This is a genomic window from Bacillus sp. CHD6a, assembly GCF_001293645.1.
In the GTDB taxonomy this organism is placed as follows: domain Bacteria; phylum Bacillota; class Bacilli; order Bacillales; family Bacillaceae_I; genus Sutcliffiella_A.
The window spans coordinates 1-17,558 of record NZ_LBMD01000042.1 but is presented as its reverse complement, the minus strand read 5'-3'; the positions used below and the strand labels follow the sequence as shown (position 1 = coordinate 17,558).

The following is a 17,558-nucleotide window of genomic DNA, read 5'->3' as shown; positions in this document are numbered from 1 at the left end:
AGAACTCTACCTCTGTCGGCTTTTTCACTTGGATCAACGTGGCCAAGATGGAACGCAGCTGTGTAGACTTACCGGACCCGGTCTCCCCGGCAATCAGAAGATGAGGATTCTCTGCCATATCGTAAGAATAGAATCTTCCGTGAGAGTCCACCCCAACCGGAATAGGAAGCTTCCCTTTAAGGTCCATCGACTCGTAATTATAGGTCACCTCGGAAGGAAAATACGTTGCAAATACTGTAAGTGTGAAAGTCTTCAGGTCGCCTTTTAACTCAATGTTTCGGCTGAACACCTGTTCAAATACATAACGCTTCTTTTGTATCAACTTCGGGTCAAAGCCCGTCGGGATAGTAAAAACATAAGTGAGTGTTTTCTGTTCAAAGTTAAACCGAACATCGTTCACCTTTGGATGACGGAATAATTTCTTATCACCGGACCCGTGAGGAATGCCAATTTCAGCCGTTCTAAATACCTTCAAGAGCTCTCCTTTTGCCCTCTGCTTATTCAACCATTGTTTAATCATTCGTTCACCCCCAAAGTATAAATGGATTCGTCATAAGAAAATAAATCAGCGCGCCGAACAAAGCCACCGGACAAATCACCCCGATAAACTTAGCAAGGTACTCCCCTAATACAAAGAGACTGCTTCCTTCCAGAAATTTTTCCAGCAGTACAATACCTAATATTCCTGCAGCAACTCCTAACACCAACGGATCAAATAATGCAAAGGGACTGACTGTGATAATGCTATAAACATTTTGTTTTTTGCTTTTCAAATTTGGAAAGCGATGCTGCCCCCTCATGAAATCTTTGTAATTAATCGTTTCTATACGCTGCCCGAACATAACCTCAACTCCCTACTTTGGTAACTATCATGGTGTAGGGTATGCAGCACTGGTTGTCCAACTTTCACCATTTTCTAAAAAAACTTTCACCAAAAATGAATAAAACTATTAGATGCTTGGCCATAACTGATAGCAAAAACAACGGTCTAAACAATGTTTAGCTCGTCAGAAGGAGTGCTCGAAGTGTTTATGTTTGGAATCTTTGGAGGAAAACCGCGGTCCAAGTTAGGGAAATGGCTGGATAAGTACGGGATAACTCAGGAATGGTTAATGCAGAAATCGGGACTGGGGAGAAATACAGTTAGTCGCGCCTGTTCAAATGAGGAGTATGAACCAACCAGCAAGACGATTAAGAAGATAATGAAGGCTGTACGTGAGGTAGATCCGCATAAAAGGGCAGAGGACTTTTTCGATATGTGAACCACTATCGGTTCAAGCGATAGCGCACTTATACACTCTATAAAGTGTGGTGCTAAAACTTTGTTTTCGTCAGGCGTGTTCAAAGGGGTTCAAGCTCAACTTTGAGCCCGTCAAAAATCACAGAGTGCCCATTTACACACCGCCCCGGTGAAATGGGTTTTTTGCGTTGCTTCGCAATAACCTACGGATTAAAAAAGCACCCCTTAAGGTGCTCTAAATCAATCTACAACTACACTCCTTGAATGAAGCCCGCTAACACTAACGGTGTAATTCGCTTCTACCTCCTCGAAAGAATAAATTGATCCAGGATACTTTCCTGACTTTAATCCTTCGATTCTATCTTTGACCATATCCGTAAAGAATCTTAGTACAGAGGAAGGTTCACCATATTGCTTATTGACTGCATCAAGAAGATCGGTATTTAACACTCGGTTATTAGCGTAATAAATAACCGCATTCACTAACCTTACTTGTTTTCCATAAACACTCTCAGCAATGTAATAATTTCCATACTTGTCTATTATCAAATCTCTGTTTTCCATGATTTCCATAATCTCACCTCTCTTCTGTTTACTCACTTCGACAAAAGTTCCCTTCCTCCTTCTTCCCTTCCCCCCGTACCCCCTAACCCAACTTCCTCCAACCCCTATTTAAAACAAAAATGAGAATCCTTTTATATCAAGGATTAAAGCTCAATTACTTTGATAAAACTAACAAGGCAGATAACTTGGTAACGACTTTGGTAAATCAACCGCAAATGGCCTATCCTCTACCAAAGAGCTACCGTTGTAATGGAGTGGTAACATGTTAGGTTTTTTGGTCATTTCCAGCTTTATTATCATGTCAATTATCTTCATGATGATCGACCTAAAAAGAGTTAGGACGAAAACCACCTGTTCCAGCGAACAAATCTATAATTGTGAATCATACATAGAGAGACGTTTATACAATGCGTTGGTTTTTAATGGGTACACCGTACATACACAGGTTCCATGTGGAGGTTATCGCATAGATTTAGCGCTTCCTGCTTACCGTATAGCAATAGAATGCGACGGGAAGACCTATCACTCCACACCACAACAAAAAGCTCATGACAGACAAAAAAACGCCTATTTAAGACGGCATGGATGGAAAGTCTTACGTTTTTCTGGAAGGAATATAAACAGGGATTTGAACAAGGTACTTTATATAATTGGACAAAATGTTTAATGTTACGGCGAAATAAGGCGAACGAAGATACAAGAATTAGATAGGAATCGTAAGACTATTAGGAGAAAACATACTCAAAAGAAAGGTGGGTATGTACAGATGAAAGAGATCTTAAAGGCAAGTGATATTCAAGAATTTCTTAGTGTTTCCCGTTCCAAAGCTTATTCCATAATGAACAAGGAAGACTTCCCTGCAATTGTCTTTGACGGCACTATACGAGTCAAAAGTGAAGACTTTCTAAAATGGTTGAAAGAGCAGACGCGAAATAATTATAGAGACGAGGGAACTCATGATAACCATTGAGAAAGGTCCTAACTGGAAACAAGCAGAAGAAAACTTTTACAGGCTTGCATTGAAGATTATCGGAGAAAAAATAGCAGAAGAAAAAATTCGTTGCAAGGAAAAAGAGGATACACAGGAAGAAATAAGGACCGAATACAAAAGATAGCTTTTGTAAAAAAATGTTTAAAGTTGTTCACGTTTGGACAAGTTATGTTATAATACCGTTAACCCTAACAAATTATGTTTTAAGATTGATCATCAGCTTACTTAAGTGAGCTACTTTACTTAAGAGCTAAGAGTTCAGAACACCTATCCCAGAGTGTTTTTCTCTCCTTTTTGATTCGTGGCCCAACCTCGGAATCAAAGGCTCAAAATCTGGGATTATTGGGAGGATTGTTAGGGATTGTGCACTTGATTCAGTGAATTAAGGTACAAACGAGCATGTTTTAAAAGGGAAGTTAACGTTTCTCCGAAAGAAGAAATTGGAAAACTTAGAACCTCTGGTGTGGTAGCCAGAGGTTCTTTTTCTATACTGTATGTTTTTTTTTCATAAATTGGGGAAACTCATAGTAAACATCAGAAAGAAGGGAGTAGTAGAGGTCTTTCCGACTCATGCCATAGATCAATAGTGTTGGTGTATCTGGTAGCTACTAATCCCTCTATGTACCCTTCCTTCAGTTATTGCTGCTCCAGTGGCTTTAGTGACAGGTTACATTTTTAATTTTTGAAAAAGCTTTCCAAGATGAGAAGCGCTATTCTGCAGAGTCGTAGGGCCCAATCCACGCTCTTACCAATAGTGCTTTCATTCTTGGACAACTTCTTCAGGAAAGTTTTTAATTTCTCCATCGAAACCGCCCCCCGTTCGAAAAAATTGGAAGGTCGGTCTCATAGGCATAGAGACATTATACAACAACATTTTGCATAATTTGAGAACATTAATAAAAATTTCCTGTTTTTTTATTTTTCTGCACTTATGCCTCATAATAAACTGATTTATGTAAAAGAGAAGGGAGACAAGTCCTTCTCTTTATTCTTTTCTTATGTGGAGTTTCATGAAGTCAAAAAACTCCGTTACGTCCTCTAATAATTTCCCTTCTGTTATACGTTCTAATACAAAATATTCCTTTTTCTCCCACTCAATAAAGTCCGGAGAATCTGAAAACATAGGGAATAGCTCGTTCACTACAACTGCTCCATCTCCACTTACCCACCTGGATACTTCAATCTTCCCAGTTAACTTGTGTTCAATATACTCCCCTGGCTTTGCCTTACGATCGACTAAAATATATATTTACACCACCCTTTCGTTGTTGTATTCATATCTATCGTCACTTTATTAACCTTGTTCAGAATTTTTTTAGGTGAAATGAAGAATTTCATGGAGAAAAACTCGGATAATGCTTCGATAATTATTATCCGTGAATTATCCGTCTTTTTTTCATGATTGTAAGTGGTTGTAAAGCCTTATGTAGCAAATGATTGGGGTGTATTTCACCTGTCGTTTTTATGTGGGGAATTATTCTGTTGCTAATTTGCATCTTATAACATATAGAACCCGCAGTTTGTGGATCAAAAAAACACCTTTTTCAGGTGCTTAAACCGTAACTCCAGAAGGGTCACATAATCGCAGTACATCAAACTTTTCAGAAACCCTTATATCCTTCTTACCAACTTCTTCAGTCACCCTGGAAGCCAAATTAGCCAAATTAACTTCACTTACTCCGGGTAGTTCCTCATAATAATCTGTTAGTAGGTCACCAGGATTCACATAAGCATAGGAAAAGCGCCATTTAATTTCTCCGGACTTCACTGTTATATATTTTGCTTTAAAGTGGTTTCTATGGGTGATTTCTGCTATCTTCATACGTCCTTTGTCATCTTTCCCTACAAGGAGTATGGTGAAATAAGCTCCATCACCTTTTAGTTCTTTCTCAAAAGTCTTTACCACGCTGGTAATCTTAGATTGAGGGTTTAACTTTACCTTACTTCTCAATTCCATCATTTTGCTTACATCCCCTGTAAAGCCAGCCATCACATTCTTAGTAAGATGAAAAACTTTCGGGGTATCATCATAAAATATCTTGTCATCCTCTATGTGTGTTCTTCTGTAATCCCCTGACATAACAGCGTATTCGTGAGTAGCAACAATGAGAGTAAATGACATCAGTGTTTTCCTCCTCCACGGGATTGAATGAATACTTGGGATATGATATTTGCATTAACTCTCCCTAAATCATTGGGCCGGATAGTTACTTGATGCCATCGACCTCGCGAAATTTTCCCGTTTTCATCTTTTGCAAGGTATGGAATAAGATCGATATTGGCACCTACGATATCTGAATGGGGAACTAAGTTACCATCCACCTTTATTTCTACTGCTGTAGGTAACCGATCTAATGTGAAAATACCATGCTCTAATTCGTGAGCGTGGTCCGGTAATTGAACATCATGCGAGTGGTTTGGAATTTGAACACTATGCGTATGGTTCGGAATCTGGATAGAATGCGAATGATTAGGCACCTCAAAATCGTGTGAGTGCGCTGGCAATGTGGTCGAATGAGTATGATTTGGGATTACGACAGTATGATTATGCGCTCTCGAATAATAGTTATGATAGTGATTTCCCGCTTCGCCCGGTCTATCTACTCCTGTCACCTCTTGCGTTTCAGCAGTATGTGAAGAAGATGTTGATGTTCCCCCTCCAGAAGAAGAAGTTTGTGTAGTTGCACCTCCAGTTTGAGTAGAAGTAGCGATACCTCCTCCTGAAGAAGAAGTTTGCGTACTGCCACCACCACTTGAAGAGGTTGCAGTCGTGCCTCCTCCAGAACTTGTGGACTTAACTAAGGCCCCGCCCCCCTGCGTACCTCGACTATATAAAACCCATTTACTATCTCTATTCTTCATAATCCTAACCTCCTCATTTCACGATAAAAATGTCTGGCTCCCGCATCAATAGCTGGCCCCCAAAACGGCTGCGCTGGCATCCCTTTAGTCACAGTAAACCTCTGAAGTTTATCAGACCAGTACACCCACGGCGTTTTTCTTCCCCGTCCATCCTTGGAGTACACGCCTGTGCCGTATTCAATCCAAACTGCATAGCTCGAGTTCACAGTCACAATTGCAGTCAAGCCACCTTTAAGGAATTGCATCTCGATAGATTGCTTTAGATTCCCTTCATCTACTGGAGCCAATGTTGTTGCTGTCGAATGTATAATAGCAGCCGTGCTTGCAATCACTTTTTTTACGTCTTCAATCATGTTTTCTTCGAACTTTTTGAGAGACAATTCTAACCCTTTATTGCCGAATTTTATCTTTCCTCGTGCCATTTTCCTCCACTCCCAATTCTCAAACCCTTATTTCATAAGCTTTATTTTAAATTCGATACATAACAACACTTTTGTAACCCATGATTTCTTAACTATGAAACCGACAACCTGCAATCCAAGCTTCCTGCCTCTTAATCAGCAGCCATTCCAATTTGGAACGTAACCGATCAAAGGTTTCTTGGTGCATCCCCTTCGGTTTAAAAAAAAGAGGGTGCAAGTCATACGGCTTAAAGTCTTTCATCTGTAACTTTCTTGCGAGCTTATATAACTTGTTGTCCAATTCCTCCAACTTGTTCCCAGAAACTTGGCAACTTATATACGTTAAATCGTGACACTCTCTACACAAGAATTTCTCTTTTTTAAAAAACAACTTTCCTCTTCGTTTTCCGCATCCAGTACAGACAAACCAAGGTCTTTTTCCTCCGTAATTACAGTTCGTCCAAGATAATCCCACAGTGTATTCATCAGAAGGAGTTTGAAACAATAAGTAAGTGCTATGGGTAGCAATCTTTAACTCTCGTTCTACAGGTGGAGAAAATCGCTTTTCCCTATATCTCCACTTAAAAATTAGAGTATTACCTGAATCTAAACCGGGTTTTAATACTCGAATATCCAAACAAAGCTTACTCTCTACCGTGTCTCTTCCTATCCATCCACCATTTCCGTACAATCCAGAACCAGAACCTCCCACTCACCATCACCTCTCTATAAATACGTAAACCTAAATCATTAAGGAATTTTGTGTAGGTTGCATGAAACGTTGCAAAAAAGGTTGCACCTCTAAACCGCGCCATTAAAGCGTTTAGAATATATCATTCCGACCCGGTTGTGTTCTGTGTTCCGTTCGGAAAAAAGTGCTACAATTGCCCTCCGCTAAACTCTCTAATCTCTCTTCTTAGCTTTTCCCTACGCTCTTCCTCATCGGCTATTTGTCGGATCTCTACCTCTCGATATAAGGAGACACACAATTTATCCTGAGCCTCTTGCAGCAATTGATTAAAGTACTCTACGGACAACCCTAAATCATTTGGACGGCCGTGATATTTAACTTGGATCACGTCTCGTTCCCTATCTGTTAATGATTCCATCGCCAACTCAAAAAGCTGTGCTTTACGTTCTTCATTAGCAATCAATTTAGCGTAGCTCTCCTTCCTCTCGATAATGGTGATAGCCATATCTTCAACGGATACTCTTATGGCACCACCCAAACCGGTTTCATAGTCAATAGAGGTCATTACAGGCGAACAATCCTCATACAGTTCTGCAATTACTTCCTCGCATTCAGCGATTAAGGTCGTGGCCCACAATCTCGCTGCAGCATAATCAGTCAGCTCAAATAGTTCAATTCTTTTTGCAAATGGTACCTCCAACTTCATCAGGTCTCCCCTCCGTCTTCATCAGCTATTTTTAATTACCAAACATTCGTACTCTGGCCACCAGGCATTTTATTTTTCGTCCAATTGATTTTCCCGGATAACTCACCTAAGAATTCCTGAATGTTCTTCTCCACCGGATAAGATCTGGAGGCTAAACGACTCTTCTTCAGCTCTACCTCGTCCACTGCTTGCTCATATTTAATTTGTTCCGGACTTTTCAGGCTTTCTTTGGCAGCTTTATAATGATCCCTAATCTTGTGTTCGACGTTTTTAAATCCCATTCCAGCAAGACCTTTTTCTGTATTTGATGGAAATAGAGATTGTCCCATTTTCACAATGTCGTGATAGCTATCCAAAAGAATATATCTGAACTGTTCATTGTCGTTAGTCGCTAATTCCTCAATAAGTTTAAGAAATTCCTCTGGGCTTCCGGCTTCTGCTGATAAGCGAGAAAGTGTAGTCTTAGTCAGATAGTTCATGACTGTTACATTTCTGCTATCTAACTTTCGAGACCCTACAATAGTTGTTTCCGGACGATTTTTCTTTTCCTCATCCGTAACACCAACTACCTCAGGCTTTAATCCCTCAATTTCTTGCAAAAGCTTTGCTTCTTCAGTTTTTCGTTGATCAGTTAAAGTCTTCAAGTATGCCTGCGCATCACTCTGCATCTTTTCCCATTGTTGCACTCTTGCAGCTGGCATCAATTCTCTCTCAGCTCTATTAATCCGGTGTCTCATTTCGTTTAAATCCATTTATACTCTCTCCTGTCTTTTAGGTTTTTGAATTGCAGTATTTGATCCGTAAAACTTACCTCCGCACCCAGTACAATAGGGTTTATCATTTACAATAATTTTAGGAAACCCACTTCTTAAAATAGCTTTGCAATTAACACATTCAGTCACTTTTGTTCCTCCTTTTACAATAAAAACTTCTGTTGTTCAGCAGCAGGAAGTTTCTCAATTGCATTTGCTCTTTTAAGTATTTTCATAGCTCTGCTGCGTAAATTTCGAACAGTATCCCCTTTTTCTATGTCATTACTAATGATGTAATAGCCACCTTTTCCTGCTTCGTTACAAGTGCCAATAGGAGCTCCGTACTTAACTACCGCCTCAGAAACTATATTTCTTACTGTTGTTGACCCTAATCCAGTTAGTTTAGAAATTTGTGATACTGTAGTAGATCTCTCTTTTCCATAACCAATTAACCCAACAACTTTCTTGTGTACTTCTGGTAAACCATTCATTTGTCTTTTGCCTCCAAAAAGTATACCGAGGGACACAAACTCCAGTGTTTAGCAAATAAAAGAGGACCAAAATTCGTGCAATACAAAAAATGTATTACGCAAATCCTGGTCCTCTTGGGACTCTAATTATTTAATTGTCATAGTTGTATAAAGCTTACACCGTCTACACCAGCCTCTTATCGTAGATCCGATAGTGCCTTCTGAAACGGTTCTTTTGCAATTAGAACATTTGCAGGCCTTAAACACCATTGATGTGCCCCCTGGCATATAAATAGTTCTTTCTCTATTCGGGAATCCTGCAATCTTCGACAAAGTAGGTTTTCTCTCTATATATACAATTATAAATGAGAACGAGAGTTCGGTCAATATATTTTTTAAAACTTTTAATTATAACATACAGAAAGTAGTTTTTGGAGACCAATTAATAAAAACAGTATAAAATTCCCGTAGAATCTCCGTATTTTGGATTTCACATAGAGGAAGTAGCATAAGATCAGTGAAGAAATACTTCTCGATACAAAAGGAACATTATGTAATCCTTGTTTTCTCTTACATTACATAAATTAGGTAATGAACATGGTCGTATTATACCTATAATACGTCATATCCAGCGAGAGGAGAAAAAACCAAGCACTAAAAAAGGCCTCCGAAGAGACCCAAATAAACCACACAGGCTAAAGCCCATAATATAAGCGTACAGACCACTACAAACTTTTTAATTGTCGTTTCAACTGATCTATACGAAAGACTGAAACTCCTAATATAGCAGCTAAATCCTTTCGTTTTGCCTTCGGATTTTCTTGTAATGCTTGCTGCAAGTTTGTTAATTGATTATCTGTTTTCGCATGTTGCTCTTTTAAATACTCTTCACGTGGCTTCACGCCCTGTTCACGGCGCATTTCCATGTTCGCAATACGTTTCCTTTTGTTCTTCTCTACACCGTCTATAATCGTCGTTAAATGCGTCATTTCGTCACTTGTAATGTCCAACCACGAAATTAGCTTTTTATTGCTTATGTTGTACCCGGCTCCTGGATATCCTTTTTCGATAGCAAGCTTATTCGCTTCTTCATTGCTACGTGCCTCCCAAGCCTTTTCTGCGCTTCTGGTGGCTCTTTCTACCTCTCGGAGGGTTAAGGGTGCCGAGAATTGCAAATTAAGCGTCATGGTCTGATTTAGGGCTTCTGAAGGGTCGTTTGAATAGCAACACTGCCAATATCTATATAAAAAGCAGATTAATTCTCTATGACCCTTCACTTCGTAGTTTCGTAGTTCTACCAATCTCACTAAATCCATTAGACGTGCGTAATGCAGTTTGTATGTATTAAATAACTGCGCTACCCGTTTTTTGCGCCCTCTTTTTTTCTTTTTAGGAGGATTTATCTCGTCATTAAGCTCAGGCAAGTAATCGTATTGCAGCTGTCTTAACTGGTACTTATGATCATGACGGAACTCAGCTCTTACTTCTGCCCCGTTCTTAGAATTTACGCTACCAGCTATTCGGAACACTCGTGCAGCGTCTGAAGCTTTCGGATCTCCTCCAAGCTCTTCTAATTGGCTTAAGAAGTGATTTTGTACAGCTTGCCACAATGGTAAAGCTTTATGAGGTACAGGGTCCAATAACCATATCAGAACGATTCCTTGACCACTAAAAATAATCAAGTTCGGTTCTGGTATCGATTGGCCAAAAAATTCATGTTGTAATTTTGCCATCACCCAGGATGGATCATAGTTAAATAAATAAAAATCCAAGTCAGTATATAAGGACCGTAGTTGCCGGACGTTCTCTATGCTTCTTTGTGGTCGATAAAATGTATTTTGGCTAAAGAATACATCTTCTCCTAACCACTCTGTTAGCTTGTCCGCAAGTTCAGTAGGCTTATAGTGTTTCTGAATGAAACTATTACTCTCGCCTTTTCTTGCTACTGTAATCCATCCATCAGCATCACTATGTTGGAACCAGGCGTGATATTGCGCCTTCTGAATGGAGTTTGCATTTTCCATTATTTTTTTCCCCTTTCATAGTGGAAAGGGACGTGTACCTATGATATATTTGTGATATAAATAAAATATACACAAATGTAATAAGGGTACACTAATCCCTTGCACAGAAACTCCCGTTGGCCGCCAAACCTTGAGGGAGTTTTTTCTTTGTCTATAATACTATCAGAATTTTGTATCTGGTGCTATCATCTGTCGAAAAAACAAGGGGCGCTCAACTTTGAGCACCCTCTATCTTTAATATGCAACCTCATACATCCTTTTAACTCTTACACCGTCTGACATAAAGTGGAGAATGTTATAATCACAATTCTCATACTCGGTTTGAAAGTGTTTCTCCATCATATCCATTACAGCTGATTCATCTAAATCGAAGTCTATATCATAGTCAGGGTTTGTAACGTAATATAATCTATCTACCACATAACCCCATTGTTCTGCTTTTAAATTTGGATGTTCCTCATTCATGCAATCTCTGTATAGAGATAAATAATGCTCTATTACCTCAATATCAACTTCATTCACTTTAAATTTCTTTATATAATCTTGGAAAGAAAAAGCGACACGGACGGAATCATTTTCCGTTCCCTTATGCTTTTTATTAATCTCTGAAGAAATCTCTGAATTAATTTCTGGTAATGGTAGTCCCAAGCTGGCCAAATGTTCTACCCATTTTGACTCATTGGTTGACCCAATTTGGGTAAATGGTGATGACTCTAAGGCTGAAAGCACTTTATAATCAATTCTGTACCACTTCGTTCGGTCAATTTTCAACTTATTGTAGTTTCCACTTACAAGTAATTTCAGTTTCTCTAAACGAGTTATGGTCCGTTGAATTGTTTTCTTACTCCAAAACGGAAACTGTTCCAAAAAATCCTTCCCACTGTTGAATGTCCAGTGATAACCATCCCTATAGTTGTTGTTTGCCTTTTTATTTATCTCATTCCAGTAATGGATCTGTTGCAGAAAGATAGCTTCGTTCAACCCTATTTTTTTCGCTAAGCCGGGTAATACCTGTAACGGATGTTCATCCAAAAGTAATTTGGTCATCTAACCTTCCCCTTTGCTTCTTTATCGTTATAGGGCAGTTTCCCACCCCTTATTTCTTGCATATATATTTAGGCTTGTACTATAATTAATAATAGATGTTCGTAGTAGTATACGGAACTTTATGCGCGTACAGTGCCAGCTGTCCGTGCTTTTTTTATGCTTTCTTGAACGGCGTTTATTTCTTCTAAGTACAGCATTCCTTGAAGAAATCCAGCTACAAAAGCATCCTGGCTTTCAAAAGCAGATACGTTGGAGATCTGGTCTCTAAGTTCAAAAAGCTTTTGTTTGATACGTTCGTCCTCCAAGTGAAAGTCTACTTCTTTATATAACTCTTCAGCCTTATCCCATTGGATTTCAACCATTGCAGAACGATTGATTTCATTCTCCAAATACTCATCAAACTTGCTAACCGCCAATTTCTCTAATTTCTCTGCCAACACTGGTGCAAATACTTCTCTCATGTTTTCCATCTCCCTTTGAGTGTTTTTGTTACATAATCCACCTTTTGTATCAAGTTCCTTTTTTGTATATATGTGGAACCATAAACCTCATATTAATCCATAAGTACCATAATAAACTAATAACATTTATTACTTATTTTACAATTTATCCATCAATTTCCCCCTGTCTATCATTGCTTATCCTAAGTTTACAACGATTATTTAGTCGTGTCAAACGATTTGTAGACTAAATATTAATTATATGATTAAATAATAGTCATATGATAAATAATTAATTATCAAGGGGGATGGTAATATGACAAAAACAATTAACGTTGCTAATATGAATATTAAAAATGCTGTGAAGATCATGATGGAGGATTCCCAATACAAAACATTTAAGCAGCTGGCCGAAGCTTTGGATGTTCCAGAAACAACATTTCGTTCTGCCTTAAATAACGATGCATTACGCTTTAGAGATTTACTAAAAATCATGAATCTACTCGGGTATTCCATGAAAATAGAAAAGGATTCTCTTGATTGAGAATCCTTAAAAAATTAATATTAATTAATTAGATTGGTAAAATGTGTGCTTTAATTATTTAATTATTACTCAACTACAATTTCTACACTTTGTTCAGCTACTTCCACATTTTCAGCTGAGAAATTAACACTTAATTTATATGTACCCTGGGTAAGTTTGTTCAAATCTACTCCTATTGGATATTTTAATTCTTCGTCAGGTTTTAATACTACCTTTTCTCCTTTTTCTCGGTTTGGAATTTCATAGATTAGTGATTCCTGAGATATATTTTCTATATCTACATCCATTTTTTCTAAGACAATACTAATATCATTCTTAAGGTGAAACCTAATTTCAGTTTCGCCTTGTTGTAAGGGTTTGACAGAAAATTCATAGGTTTTTATTCCCTCAGATTCAGAGATAAATTCAAGCTTTGAATCCATTTTAACTACTTCATCCACATTCCACTTAAAGGTAATAAAAACAACCATACTAAAAACCAACAAAACTGATAATAAAACTAAAATCTTCTTCATAAAAGTAACCCCTTCCACTCTACAAAAAATTAATAAAATATTAAGAATTTTTAGTTCTTTCGAACTATATGAACTTTTTTTGTAATATCCTATAATCTCTATTAGTTACAAAAAAAGGTTATGGAGGAATAATATGAAAAAATCAGCTGGTATTTTTTGTTTGATTCTACTATTTTTTATCTTTGGCAACTCTAATGCTCATGCATCTGCGAGTTTAACTCAAGAGGAAAAAGAACTACTAATTAATGTAGTAGGTCTTTCTTCTGATGATCTTGAAATTTTACCTGTTGAAACATTAAGAGAATTCATTGAACAAGATGCTAAAGTTGTTTTAGAAGGCACTACAACACATACTATTTATGATGCGCCTAAGGATTCCAATGGAGAGTATTTACCAGAGGCATTAATCTCTCCGAAAAAACTTCAGTTAACTGGTAAAGCTATAAAATTATCAAATGCTTCTAACGGTAGAAAAAGATATAATTTGTATGGCACTTGGAAATGGCTATCTTCCCCAGCTAATACTTATGTAGATGCAATGAGCATTGGCTTTGAATCAGGAAAAGGAATTGTCATTCCAACCAGTGGTGGAAATGTAGTAGAGCATTCTCATGAATATGCTACATATGAACGTGGAGTGAAGAACAGAAGAGAATATAGCACACGTCCAGATAGCTATTACCCAGGAGCTGGGGTAGGAGCACTTTATGACTTACGACAAGGTGGAGTTAGTCACCAAGGATATATTAGTCAAAATGTGCAAATGTCTCAAAGTACAGGAGTTACAAATCTAAAATTTGAATATGCTCATGCTAAAACAATATTTAATCCAAGTTTCAGTGTTTCAAAAGGGATTTTTGGTATCACTCCAGGTGTTTCAATTGATACAAATTACTATGCAGATACTTTGGAATGGTAAAAAAAATCAAGACCGTTCAGCTACCAAGCTCGCGGTCTTATTTTTTTGTCCTAAATTGCATCAAAACCATAAATTATCCTTGAATCTATTGCTTTTTATACTACAATTCATCGATTAGACTCGCATAATAAGATTGTGGTTTTTCCAGATAAATTTTTGTTACATCGATACTTGTATGTCCCATATATTTCGCGATAACGTGAATGGGAGTTCCTTTAGCTGCTAAACGTAACCCGAACAGATGGCGCAGGTTATGAGCGTGCGCTTTCTTCTTATCAACACCAGCCTTAACCGCGTAGCTTTTCATGAGATTATGCACAGTCTGTCGGCTAATAGGACCACGTTGGCCAACAAATAGCGCTTTTGTGTTGCTGGAGAAGGGTTGCACTCTCACGGCCACATACTCCCGCATAGAATCGTTTAATTTACTGTTTATATAAATGTCCCTATACTTACCGCCTTTTCCCTTGATATCCTCTACAATGTTTTTCCCTACGTGATCCAGACGCAATTGCAACATTTCACTTACACGCATACCTGAATAGTACATGGCATTAAACAAAGCTTTTGTACGAATGTCCCCAGCTTCCTCGACTGTAGCAATCAACTTCTCATAATCCTCTTCAGTTAAGAGCTCATCATCTTTCAAGGAATATTGCTTCTGGACCTTCTCTTGTCGAACCTTTGCATTAATCACCATTTCAAAACGATCATTCAGGAATTCAAAAAACTGTTTCACTCCTACTAATTTACGATTAATAGATTGCGTCTTAAGTTTTCGGTCTCTCAAATGTTGTTTATATGCGTTTACCTCTGTTCTTTTGACCTTCTTAATATCTTTCTCTATGAACGCAAGAAAGTCCTTCACGTCCAATGTATAGCCTTCAACTGTGCCGTTACTTTTTTCCTCTTCTTTTAAGTAATCAACAAACGACTCTAAATAATCTTTATTTTTCATCCCCTTCACCCCACGACGAATATTTCGTTGTTTTAACTATAAACGATGAATGAACAGATTGCAATACATAATTTTTGTTTTGTATTAAGTTTTTATTTAATGCTTATTTTAATGGGTTTTTATAAACCTAAATTTAAATTAGGTTTGATTAGTTTACATAACTCTGTTTGTTCGCATAAAAAAAGAGCCCTCCTCAAATTTGAGGGCGGCCCTAATTTCCGAATAATTTACTCCACCAGTTCTTTTGTTCCTTCTCTTCTTCTTTTACCTCTTCTTTGGCTGCTGCCGTCTCCAGAAGTTGTTGTTTCGTCTCTTGGACTTCACGGATCATATTCATGAGGTTTTTGTCCCTGGCATCCATACGGGATTCTATGTATTTTTGTTGTTCATTTAACCGTTCGACCAGTTGTTTATTGAACTCTTGTTGTTGATGTAGCAAGGATTTAATGTTGTTCAGTTCTTGTTCAACTTGTGTTGGTACTGCCGACGTATCTTCTTCACTTTCCGCATTCTTAGGGATCTCGTGACTCTTGGCCAGTTTATCCTTTATCTCGTGTTCTTGGAGTTGTTTAGCATAGCATTCCTTGATCAGCTGGATAGCCGGAATGCTGCTTTCATGGATGAACTTCGTGTTTCCTTCAAGTTTTGTGTTTAGATAGTCCTCGTACTGCAGCAACCATCGGCGCAACGTATTACGGTTAATGATGAGCTGTTCTGCTACTTCAGACGCGCGTTTGTACTTGTCCATTCGTTCGTTCACCATCCTCTCATTTGATTATAGGAGATATTTTTCCTCTTGGGAAGATGAAACAGACGGTGCATAATCAAACGAACGATGATGAACAAGTGTGTCGTTTCTCTGTCGTTTTCGTGATGTTTCTCCGTCGTTTCTCTTTCCAAACTCATAGGTTCAAACTCATAGGTTCAAACTCATAGGCTAAGTGTATGGGTTTGACTATATGAATGGACTCATAGGTTATAAAGGCAAAAAAATCCCATCATAGCAAGGATTTCACGGTACAACTTTGGGCAATCAGAAGTCCAACTATTTACGGTTCCTGAACTATAAAAAGACCCCTTTTAAGGAGTCTGGTAACGCATATTTCCAGAGTTTATTTTTATTCCTACAGAAGGTTCCTTAGTAGGTTTTTGTATATTAGTTGCAGGTTGTTTAGGGGGTTGAACAGAGGTGATAAAATCCTCCACATTCTGAGCTTGGAAAAATCGCAACATACTATCTATTTTGTATCGAGTATCTGAAAGTAACAGGATTCGAGGGAACACCTTTTTCTCTTTCGGCTGCCAGGACTCATTCTCCCATTCCTTGCTATGATAGTATTCCTCGTACCGTTTAACCTTCTCATTCATTGTTCGTTCACTGTAAACAGACCGTTGAATTTCTACAAAGAAGGGCGCGCGCTTCCAAATCATGAAGGCATCCGGTTCCATATATCCTTTTCCGTATTTTGGTTCTACGATGAAGGTCCGAGGATCCTCATGTTTTTTTATTTGCTGATAGAATTCTGCGATTTTTAGGAAGTGGGGAATCTTTGCCGAGTCTTTTTTTATCGGTGCTGGAGATAGAAAGTACATGTAAGGTTGTTGGGTGGTATTTGCTTCTATATGGCCGTCTCTTCGCAAACGTTTCATGACAGTATTACAACAAGTAACAGCGTTCTTTAATCCGGAGAAATGAAGCTCTATAATATCATCCCTGGTCAGGCAACGGAATCGAGTGAGGTCATTTAAAATGGCTAAATCACGCTTTCTCATTCTTCCAACACCCCAAATACATTTTCATCAACCTCTACTAAATCTTTCACGACAAAGTTCGACATTACCTTGTGAGGCTTATTTTCGCCTTTAGAGGGGTTTTCTGAAACAAATGACTTATACCTTTCTAAAATCTTTTTTGCGCTCTCTATGGTCAAATATGGAGCCTGCATTTCTTTTAATTCCTTCTCACTTTGAATTTTAAGTAACATTCTTCCATTCCCCTCTAATTTCTCTGCCCCTTGCTTGTCGATGATGATTCTCGAGTTAATTCCATCGGCTGAACGGAACGCCATCCTTACTGTGAGATTCACTTTTAGTTTTCCATCGAGTATCTTTGCGTCTGGTCGCTGCATGGACATAATGAGGAACACTCCAAGTGCACGGCCGACTGCGCTGATTTCTTCTAAAATAGTCATGTTCTCCTTATCACCCTTCAAGAGTGCTACTTCATCAATCGCCAGGACAATGTAAGGGATTTTCATTTTCAAATCATCTACATGAGCCACTTCAAATTCATCCAGTAGATCACCGCGCCTCGTTATCTCTGCCCTAATGTGTTTGAGGATGCGAGATAGTTCCGTGCTTGATACGGCGGTTGCCTTCACATTCTGGACGTTCCTGAAGATGTGAAACTCTGACCGTTTCAAGTCTCCAAGAT

General features: G+C 38.4%; 25 protein-coding genes and 1 pseudogene. 6 read left to right on the top strand and 20 right to left on the bottom strand.

Translation table 11 applies throughout. From position 1 onward, the window contains the following. Nucleotides 1-520, bottom strand: a 520-nt coding sequence (locus tag AAV98_RS19275; RefSeq protein WP_269433478.1) for an FtsK/SpoIIIE domain-containing protein, incomplete at its 3' end; no start/stop codon positions are given. A 4-nt stretch (nt 521-524) separates the two neighbouring features. Further along, nucleotides 525-842: a hypothetical protein gene (locus AAV98_RS19270; RefSeq protein ID WP_060667140.1), complete on the bottom strand. Its 318-nt coding sequence runs from the start codon at nt 840-842 to the stop codon at nt 525-527. Nucleotides 843-1,031: 189 nt separating this feature from the next. On the opposite strand from AAV98_RS19270, the gene AAV98_RS19265 reads away from it, so the two are divergent. Next, nucleotides 1,032-1,262 (top strand): helix-turn-helix domain-containing protein, encoded by a 231-nt coding sequence (locus AAV98_RS19265; protein ID WP_060667141.1) that lies wholly within the window; start codon nt 1,032-1,034, stop codon nt 1,260-1,262. A gap of 218 nt (nt 1,263-1,480) precedes the next feature. Here AAV98_RS19265 and AAV98_RS19260 read toward each other — a convergent pair whose 3' ends face one another. Next, nucleotides 1,481-1,840: a hypothetical protein gene (locus AAV98_RS19260; RefSeq protein WP_156317869.1), complete on the bottom strand. Its 360-nt coding sequence runs from the start codon at nt 1,838-1,840 to the stop codon at nt 1,481-1,483. Between the two features lie 226 nt (nt 1,841-2,066). Between AAV98_RS19260 and AAV98_RS19255 the strand changes: the two genes are divergently transcribed. The 3 genes from AAV98_RS19255 to AAV98_RS20435 all read left to right on the top strand — a co-directional run bounded on the left by AAV98_RS19255 (nt 2,067) and on the right by AAV98_RS20435 (nt 2,919). After that, entirely contained in the window at nt 2,067-2,471 is a 405-nt protein-coding gene (locus tag AAV98_RS19255) for an endonuclease domain-containing protein (RefSeq protein WP_060667138.1), read from the top strand. Between the two features lie 99 nt (nt 2,472-2,570). Next, nucleotides 2,571-2,774 carry a helix-turn-helix domain-containing protein gene (locus tag AAV98_RS19250; RefSeq protein ID WP_060667137.1) on the top strand — a complete coding sequence of 68 codons (204 nt, stop codon included), beginning with the start codon at nt 2,571-2,573 and terminating at the stop codon, nt 2,772-2,774. Then, the gene (locus AAV98_RS20435) at nt 2,761-2,919 is read left to right on the top strand and encodes a hypothetical protein (RefSeq protein ID WP_156317868.1); all 159 of its coding nucleotides are present in this window, start codon (nt 2,761-2,763) and stop codon (nt 2,917-2,919) included. Before AAV98_RS19250 ends, AAV98_RS20435 begins: the two co-directional genes overlap by 14 nt. 861 nt (nt 2,920-3,780) lie before the next feature. Here AAV98_RS20435 and AAV98_RS20430 read toward each other — a convergent pair. From AAV98_RS20430 to AAV98_RS19200, 11 genes are all read right to left on the bottom strand, one after another. Then, nucleotides 3,781-3,936 carry a hypothetical protein gene (locus AAV98_RS20430; protein ID WP_156317867.1) on the bottom strand — a complete coding sequence of 52 codons (156 nt, stop codon included), beginning with the start codon at nt 3,934-3,936 and terminating at the stop codon, nt 3,781-3,783. A 411-nt stretch (nt 3,937-4,347) separates the two neighbouring features. After that, nucleotides 4,348-4,917: a hypothetical protein gene (locus AAV98_RS19245; protein WP_060667136.1), complete on the bottom strand. Its 570-nt coding sequence runs from the start codon at nt 4,915-4,917 to the stop codon at nt 4,348-4,350. After that, a complete protein-coding gene (locus AAV98_RS19240) occupies nt 4,917-5,657 on the bottom strand; it encodes a hypothetical protein (protein WP_060667135.1) in 741 nt (246 codons plus the stop codon). The genes AAV98_RS19245 and AAV98_RS19240 overlap by 1 nt, the downstream gene beginning before the upstream one ends. Beyond that, nucleotides 5,654-6,079: an HK97-gp10 family putative phage morphogenesis protein gene (locus tag AAV98_RS19235; protein WP_060667134.1), complete on the bottom strand. Its 426-nt coding sequence runs from the start codon at nt 6,077-6,079 to the stop codon at nt 5,654-5,656. Before AAV98_RS19235 ends, AAV98_RS19240 begins: the two co-directional genes overlap by 4 nt. A gap of 88 nt (nt 6,080-6,167) precedes the next feature. Further along, nucleotides 6,168-6,770, bottom strand: coding sequence for a hypothetical protein (locus AAV98_RS19230; RefSeq protein ID WP_060667133.1), 603 nt, complete (start codon nt 6,768-6,770; stop codon nt 6,168-6,170). A 166-nt stretch (nt 6,771-6,936) separates the two neighbouring features. Next, nucleotides 6,937-7,455, bottom strand: a complete 519-nt coding sequence (locus AAV98_RS19225) for a hypothetical protein (protein WP_060667132.1) — start codon at nt 7,453-7,455, stop codon at nt 6,937-6,939. A 35-nt stretch (nt 7,456-7,490) separates the two neighbouring features. After that, nucleotides 7,491-8,207 carry a hypothetical protein gene (locus tag AAV98_RS19220; protein WP_060667131.1) on the bottom strand — a complete coding sequence of 239 codons (717 nt, stop codon included), beginning with the start codon at nt 8,205-8,207 and terminating at the stop codon, nt 7,491-7,493. Nucleotides 8,208-8,371: 164 nt separating this feature from the next. After that, complete coding sequence (locus AAV98_RS19215; RefSeq protein ID WP_060667130.1) at nt 8,372-8,698, bottom strand: hypothetical protein; 327 nt, start codon at nt 8,696-8,698, stop codon at nt 8,372-8,374. A 704-nt stretch (nt 8,699-9,402) separates the two neighbouring features. Continuing rightward, nucleotides 9,403-10,701: a replication protein gene (locus AAV98_RS19210; protein ID WP_060667129.1), complete on the bottom strand. Its 1,299-nt coding sequence runs from the start codon at nt 10,699-10,701 to the stop codon at nt 9,403-9,405. Between the two features lie 234 nt (nt 10,702-10,935). Continuing rightward, entirely contained in the window at nt 10,936-11,748 is an 813-nt protein-coding gene (locus AAV98_RS19205) for a hypothetical protein (protein WP_060667128.1), read from the bottom strand. Between the two features lie 119 nt (nt 11,749-11,867). Then, entirely contained in the window at nt 11,868-12,209 is a 342-nt protein-coding gene (locus tag AAV98_RS19200) for a hypothetical protein (protein WP_060667127.1), read from the bottom strand. Nucleotides 12,210-12,504: 295 nt separating this feature from the next. On the opposite strand from AAV98_RS19200, the gene AAV98_RS19195 reads away from it, so the two are divergent. Next, nucleotides 12,505-12,732 carry a hypothetical protein gene (locus tag AAV98_RS19195; protein WP_060667126.1) on the top strand — a complete coding sequence of 76 codons (228 nt, stop codon included), beginning with the start codon at nt 12,505-12,507 and terminating at the stop codon, nt 12,730-12,732. Between the two features lie 65 nt (nt 12,733-12,797). Here AAV98_RS19195 and AAV98_RS19190 read toward each other — a convergent pair whose 3' ends face one another. Next, nucleotides 12,798-13,247, bottom strand: a complete 450-nt coding sequence (locus tag AAV98_RS19190; RefSeq protein WP_060667125.1) for a DUF3324 domain-containing protein — start codon at nt 13,245-13,247, stop codon at nt 12,798-12,800. A 133-nt stretch (nt 13,248-13,380) separates the two neighbouring features. On the opposite strand from AAV98_RS19190, the gene AAV98_RS19185 reads away from it, so the two are divergent. Continuing rightward, nucleotides 13,381-14,166, top strand: a complete 786-nt coding sequence (locus AAV98_RS19185) for a hypothetical protein (protein ID WP_060667124.1) — start codon at nt 13,381-13,383, stop codon at nt 14,164-14,166. Nucleotides 14,167-14,266: 100 nt separating this feature from the next. Here AAV98_RS19185 and AAV98_RS19180 read toward each other — a convergent pair whose 3' ends face one another. The 5 genes and pseudogenes from AAV98_RS19180 to AAV98_RS20625 all read right to left on the bottom strand — a co-directional run. Continuing rightward, a complete protein-coding gene (locus tag AAV98_RS19180; RefSeq protein ID WP_060667123.1) occupies nt 14,267-15,124 on the bottom strand; it encodes a tyrosine-type recombinase/integrase in 858 nt (285 codons plus the stop codon). 211 nt (nt 15,125-15,335) lie between these two features. Then, on the bottom strand, nt 15,336-15,887 hold the full coding sequence (locus tag AAV98_RS19175; protein ID WP_060667122.1) for a DUF3967 domain-containing protein: 552 nt from the start codon (nt 15,885-15,887) through the stop codon (nt 15,336-15,338). Continuing rightward, nucleotides 15,881-16,030 carry a hypothetical protein gene (locus AAV98_RS20425; RefSeq protein WP_156317866.1) on the bottom strand — a complete coding sequence of 50 codons (150 nt, stop codon included), beginning with the start codon at nt 16,028-16,030 and terminating at the stop codon, nt 15,881-15,883. Before AAV98_RS20425 ends, AAV98_RS19175 begins: the two co-directional genes overlap by 7 nt. A 174-nt stretch (nt 16,031-16,204) precedes the next feature. Then, nucleotides 16,205-16,897 (bottom strand): replication-relaxation family protein, encoded by a 693-nt coding sequence (locus AAV98_RS19170; RefSeq protein ID WP_082380963.1) that lies wholly within the window; start codon nt 16,895-16,897, stop codon nt 16,205-16,207. Further along, nucleotides 16,894-17,558, bottom strand: a pseudogene (locus AAV98_RS20625) (FtsK/SpoIIIE domain-containing protein); the annotation flags it as partial. The gene AAV98_RS19170 and the pseudogene AAV98_RS20625, both read right to left, overlap by 4 nt.

Coding starts and splice junctions, on each gene's coding strand:
- AAV98_RS19270 (WP_060667140.1), bottom strand. CDS start 842: ATGTTCGGGCAGCGTATAGAAACGATTAATTACAAAGATTTCATGAGG.
- AAV98_RS19265 (WP_060667141.1), top strand. CDS start 1,032: ATGTTTGGAATCTTTGGAGGAAAACCGCGGTCCAAGTTAGGGAAATGG.
- AAV98_RS19255 (WP_060667138.1), top strand. CDS start 2,067: ATGTTAGGTTTTTTGGTCATTTCCAGCTTTATTATCATGTCAATTATC.
- AAV98_RS19250 (WP_060667137.1), top strand. CDS start 2,571: ATGAAAGAGATCTTAAAGGCAAGTGATATTCAAGAATTTCTTAGTGTT.
- AAV98_RS20435 (WP_156317868.1), top strand. CDS start 2,761: ATGATAACCATTGAGAAAGGTCCTAACTGGAAACAAGCAGAAGAAAAC.
- AAV98_RS19245 (WP_060667136.1), bottom strand. CDS start 4,917: ATGTCATTTACTCTCATTGTTGCTACTCACGAATACGCTGTTATGTCA.
- AAV98_RS19240 (WP_060667135.1), bottom strand. CDS start 5,657: ATGAAGAATAGAGATAGTAAATGGGTTTTATATAGTCGAGGTACGCAG.
- AAV98_RS19235 (WP_060667134.1), bottom strand. CDS start 6,079: ATGGCACGAGGAAAGATAAAATTCGGCAATAAAGGGTTAGAATTGTCT.
- AAV98_RS19225 (WP_060667132.1), bottom strand. CDS start 7,455: ATGAAGTTGGAGGTACCATTTGCAAAAAGAATTGAACTATTTGAGCTG.
- AAV98_RS19220 (WP_060667131.1), bottom strand. CDS start 8,207: ATGGATTTAAACGAAATGAGACACCGGATTAATAGAGCTGAGAGAGAA.
- AAV98_RS19215 (WP_060667130.1), bottom strand. CDS start 8,698: ATGAATGGTTTACCAGAAGTACACAAGAAAGTTGTTGGGTTAATTGGT.
- AAV98_RS19210 (WP_060667129.1), bottom strand. CDS start 10,701: ATGGAAAATGCAAACTCCATTCAGAAGGCGCAATATCACGCCTGGTTC.
- AAV98_RS19205 (WP_060667128.1), bottom strand. CDS start 11,748: ATGACCAAATTACTTTTGGATGAACATCCGTTACAGGTATTACCCGGC.
- AAV98_RS19200 (WP_060667127.1), bottom strand. CDS start 12,209: ATGAGAGAAGTATTTGCACCAGTGTTGGCAGAGAAATTAGAGAAATTG.
- AAV98_RS19195 (WP_060667126.1), top strand. CDS start 12,505: ATGACAAAAACAATTAACGTTGCTAATATGAATATTAAAAATGCTGTG.
- AAV98_RS19190 (WP_060667125.1), bottom strand. CDS start 13,247: ATGAAGAAGATTTTAGTTTTATTATCAGTTTTGTTGGTTTTTAGTATG.
- AAV98_RS19185 (WP_060667124.1), top strand. CDS start 13,381: ATGAAAAAATCAGCTGGTATTTTTTGTTTGATTCTACTATTTTTTATC.
- AAV98_RS19180 (WP_060667123.1), bottom strand. CDS start 15,124: ATGAAAAATAAAGATTATTTAGAGTCGTTTGTTGATTACTTAAAAGAA.
- AAV98_RS19175 (WP_060667122.1), bottom strand. CDS start 15,887: ATGGTGAACGAACGAATGGACAAGTACAAACGCGCGTCTGAAGTAGCA.
- AAV98_RS20425 (WP_156317866.1), bottom strand. CDS start 16,030: ATGAGTTTGGAAAGAGAAACGACGGAGAAACATCACGAAAACGACAGA.
- AAV98_RS19170 (WP_082380963.1), bottom strand. CDS start 16,897: ATGAGAAAGCGTGATTTAGCCATTTTAAATGACCTCACTCGATTCCGT.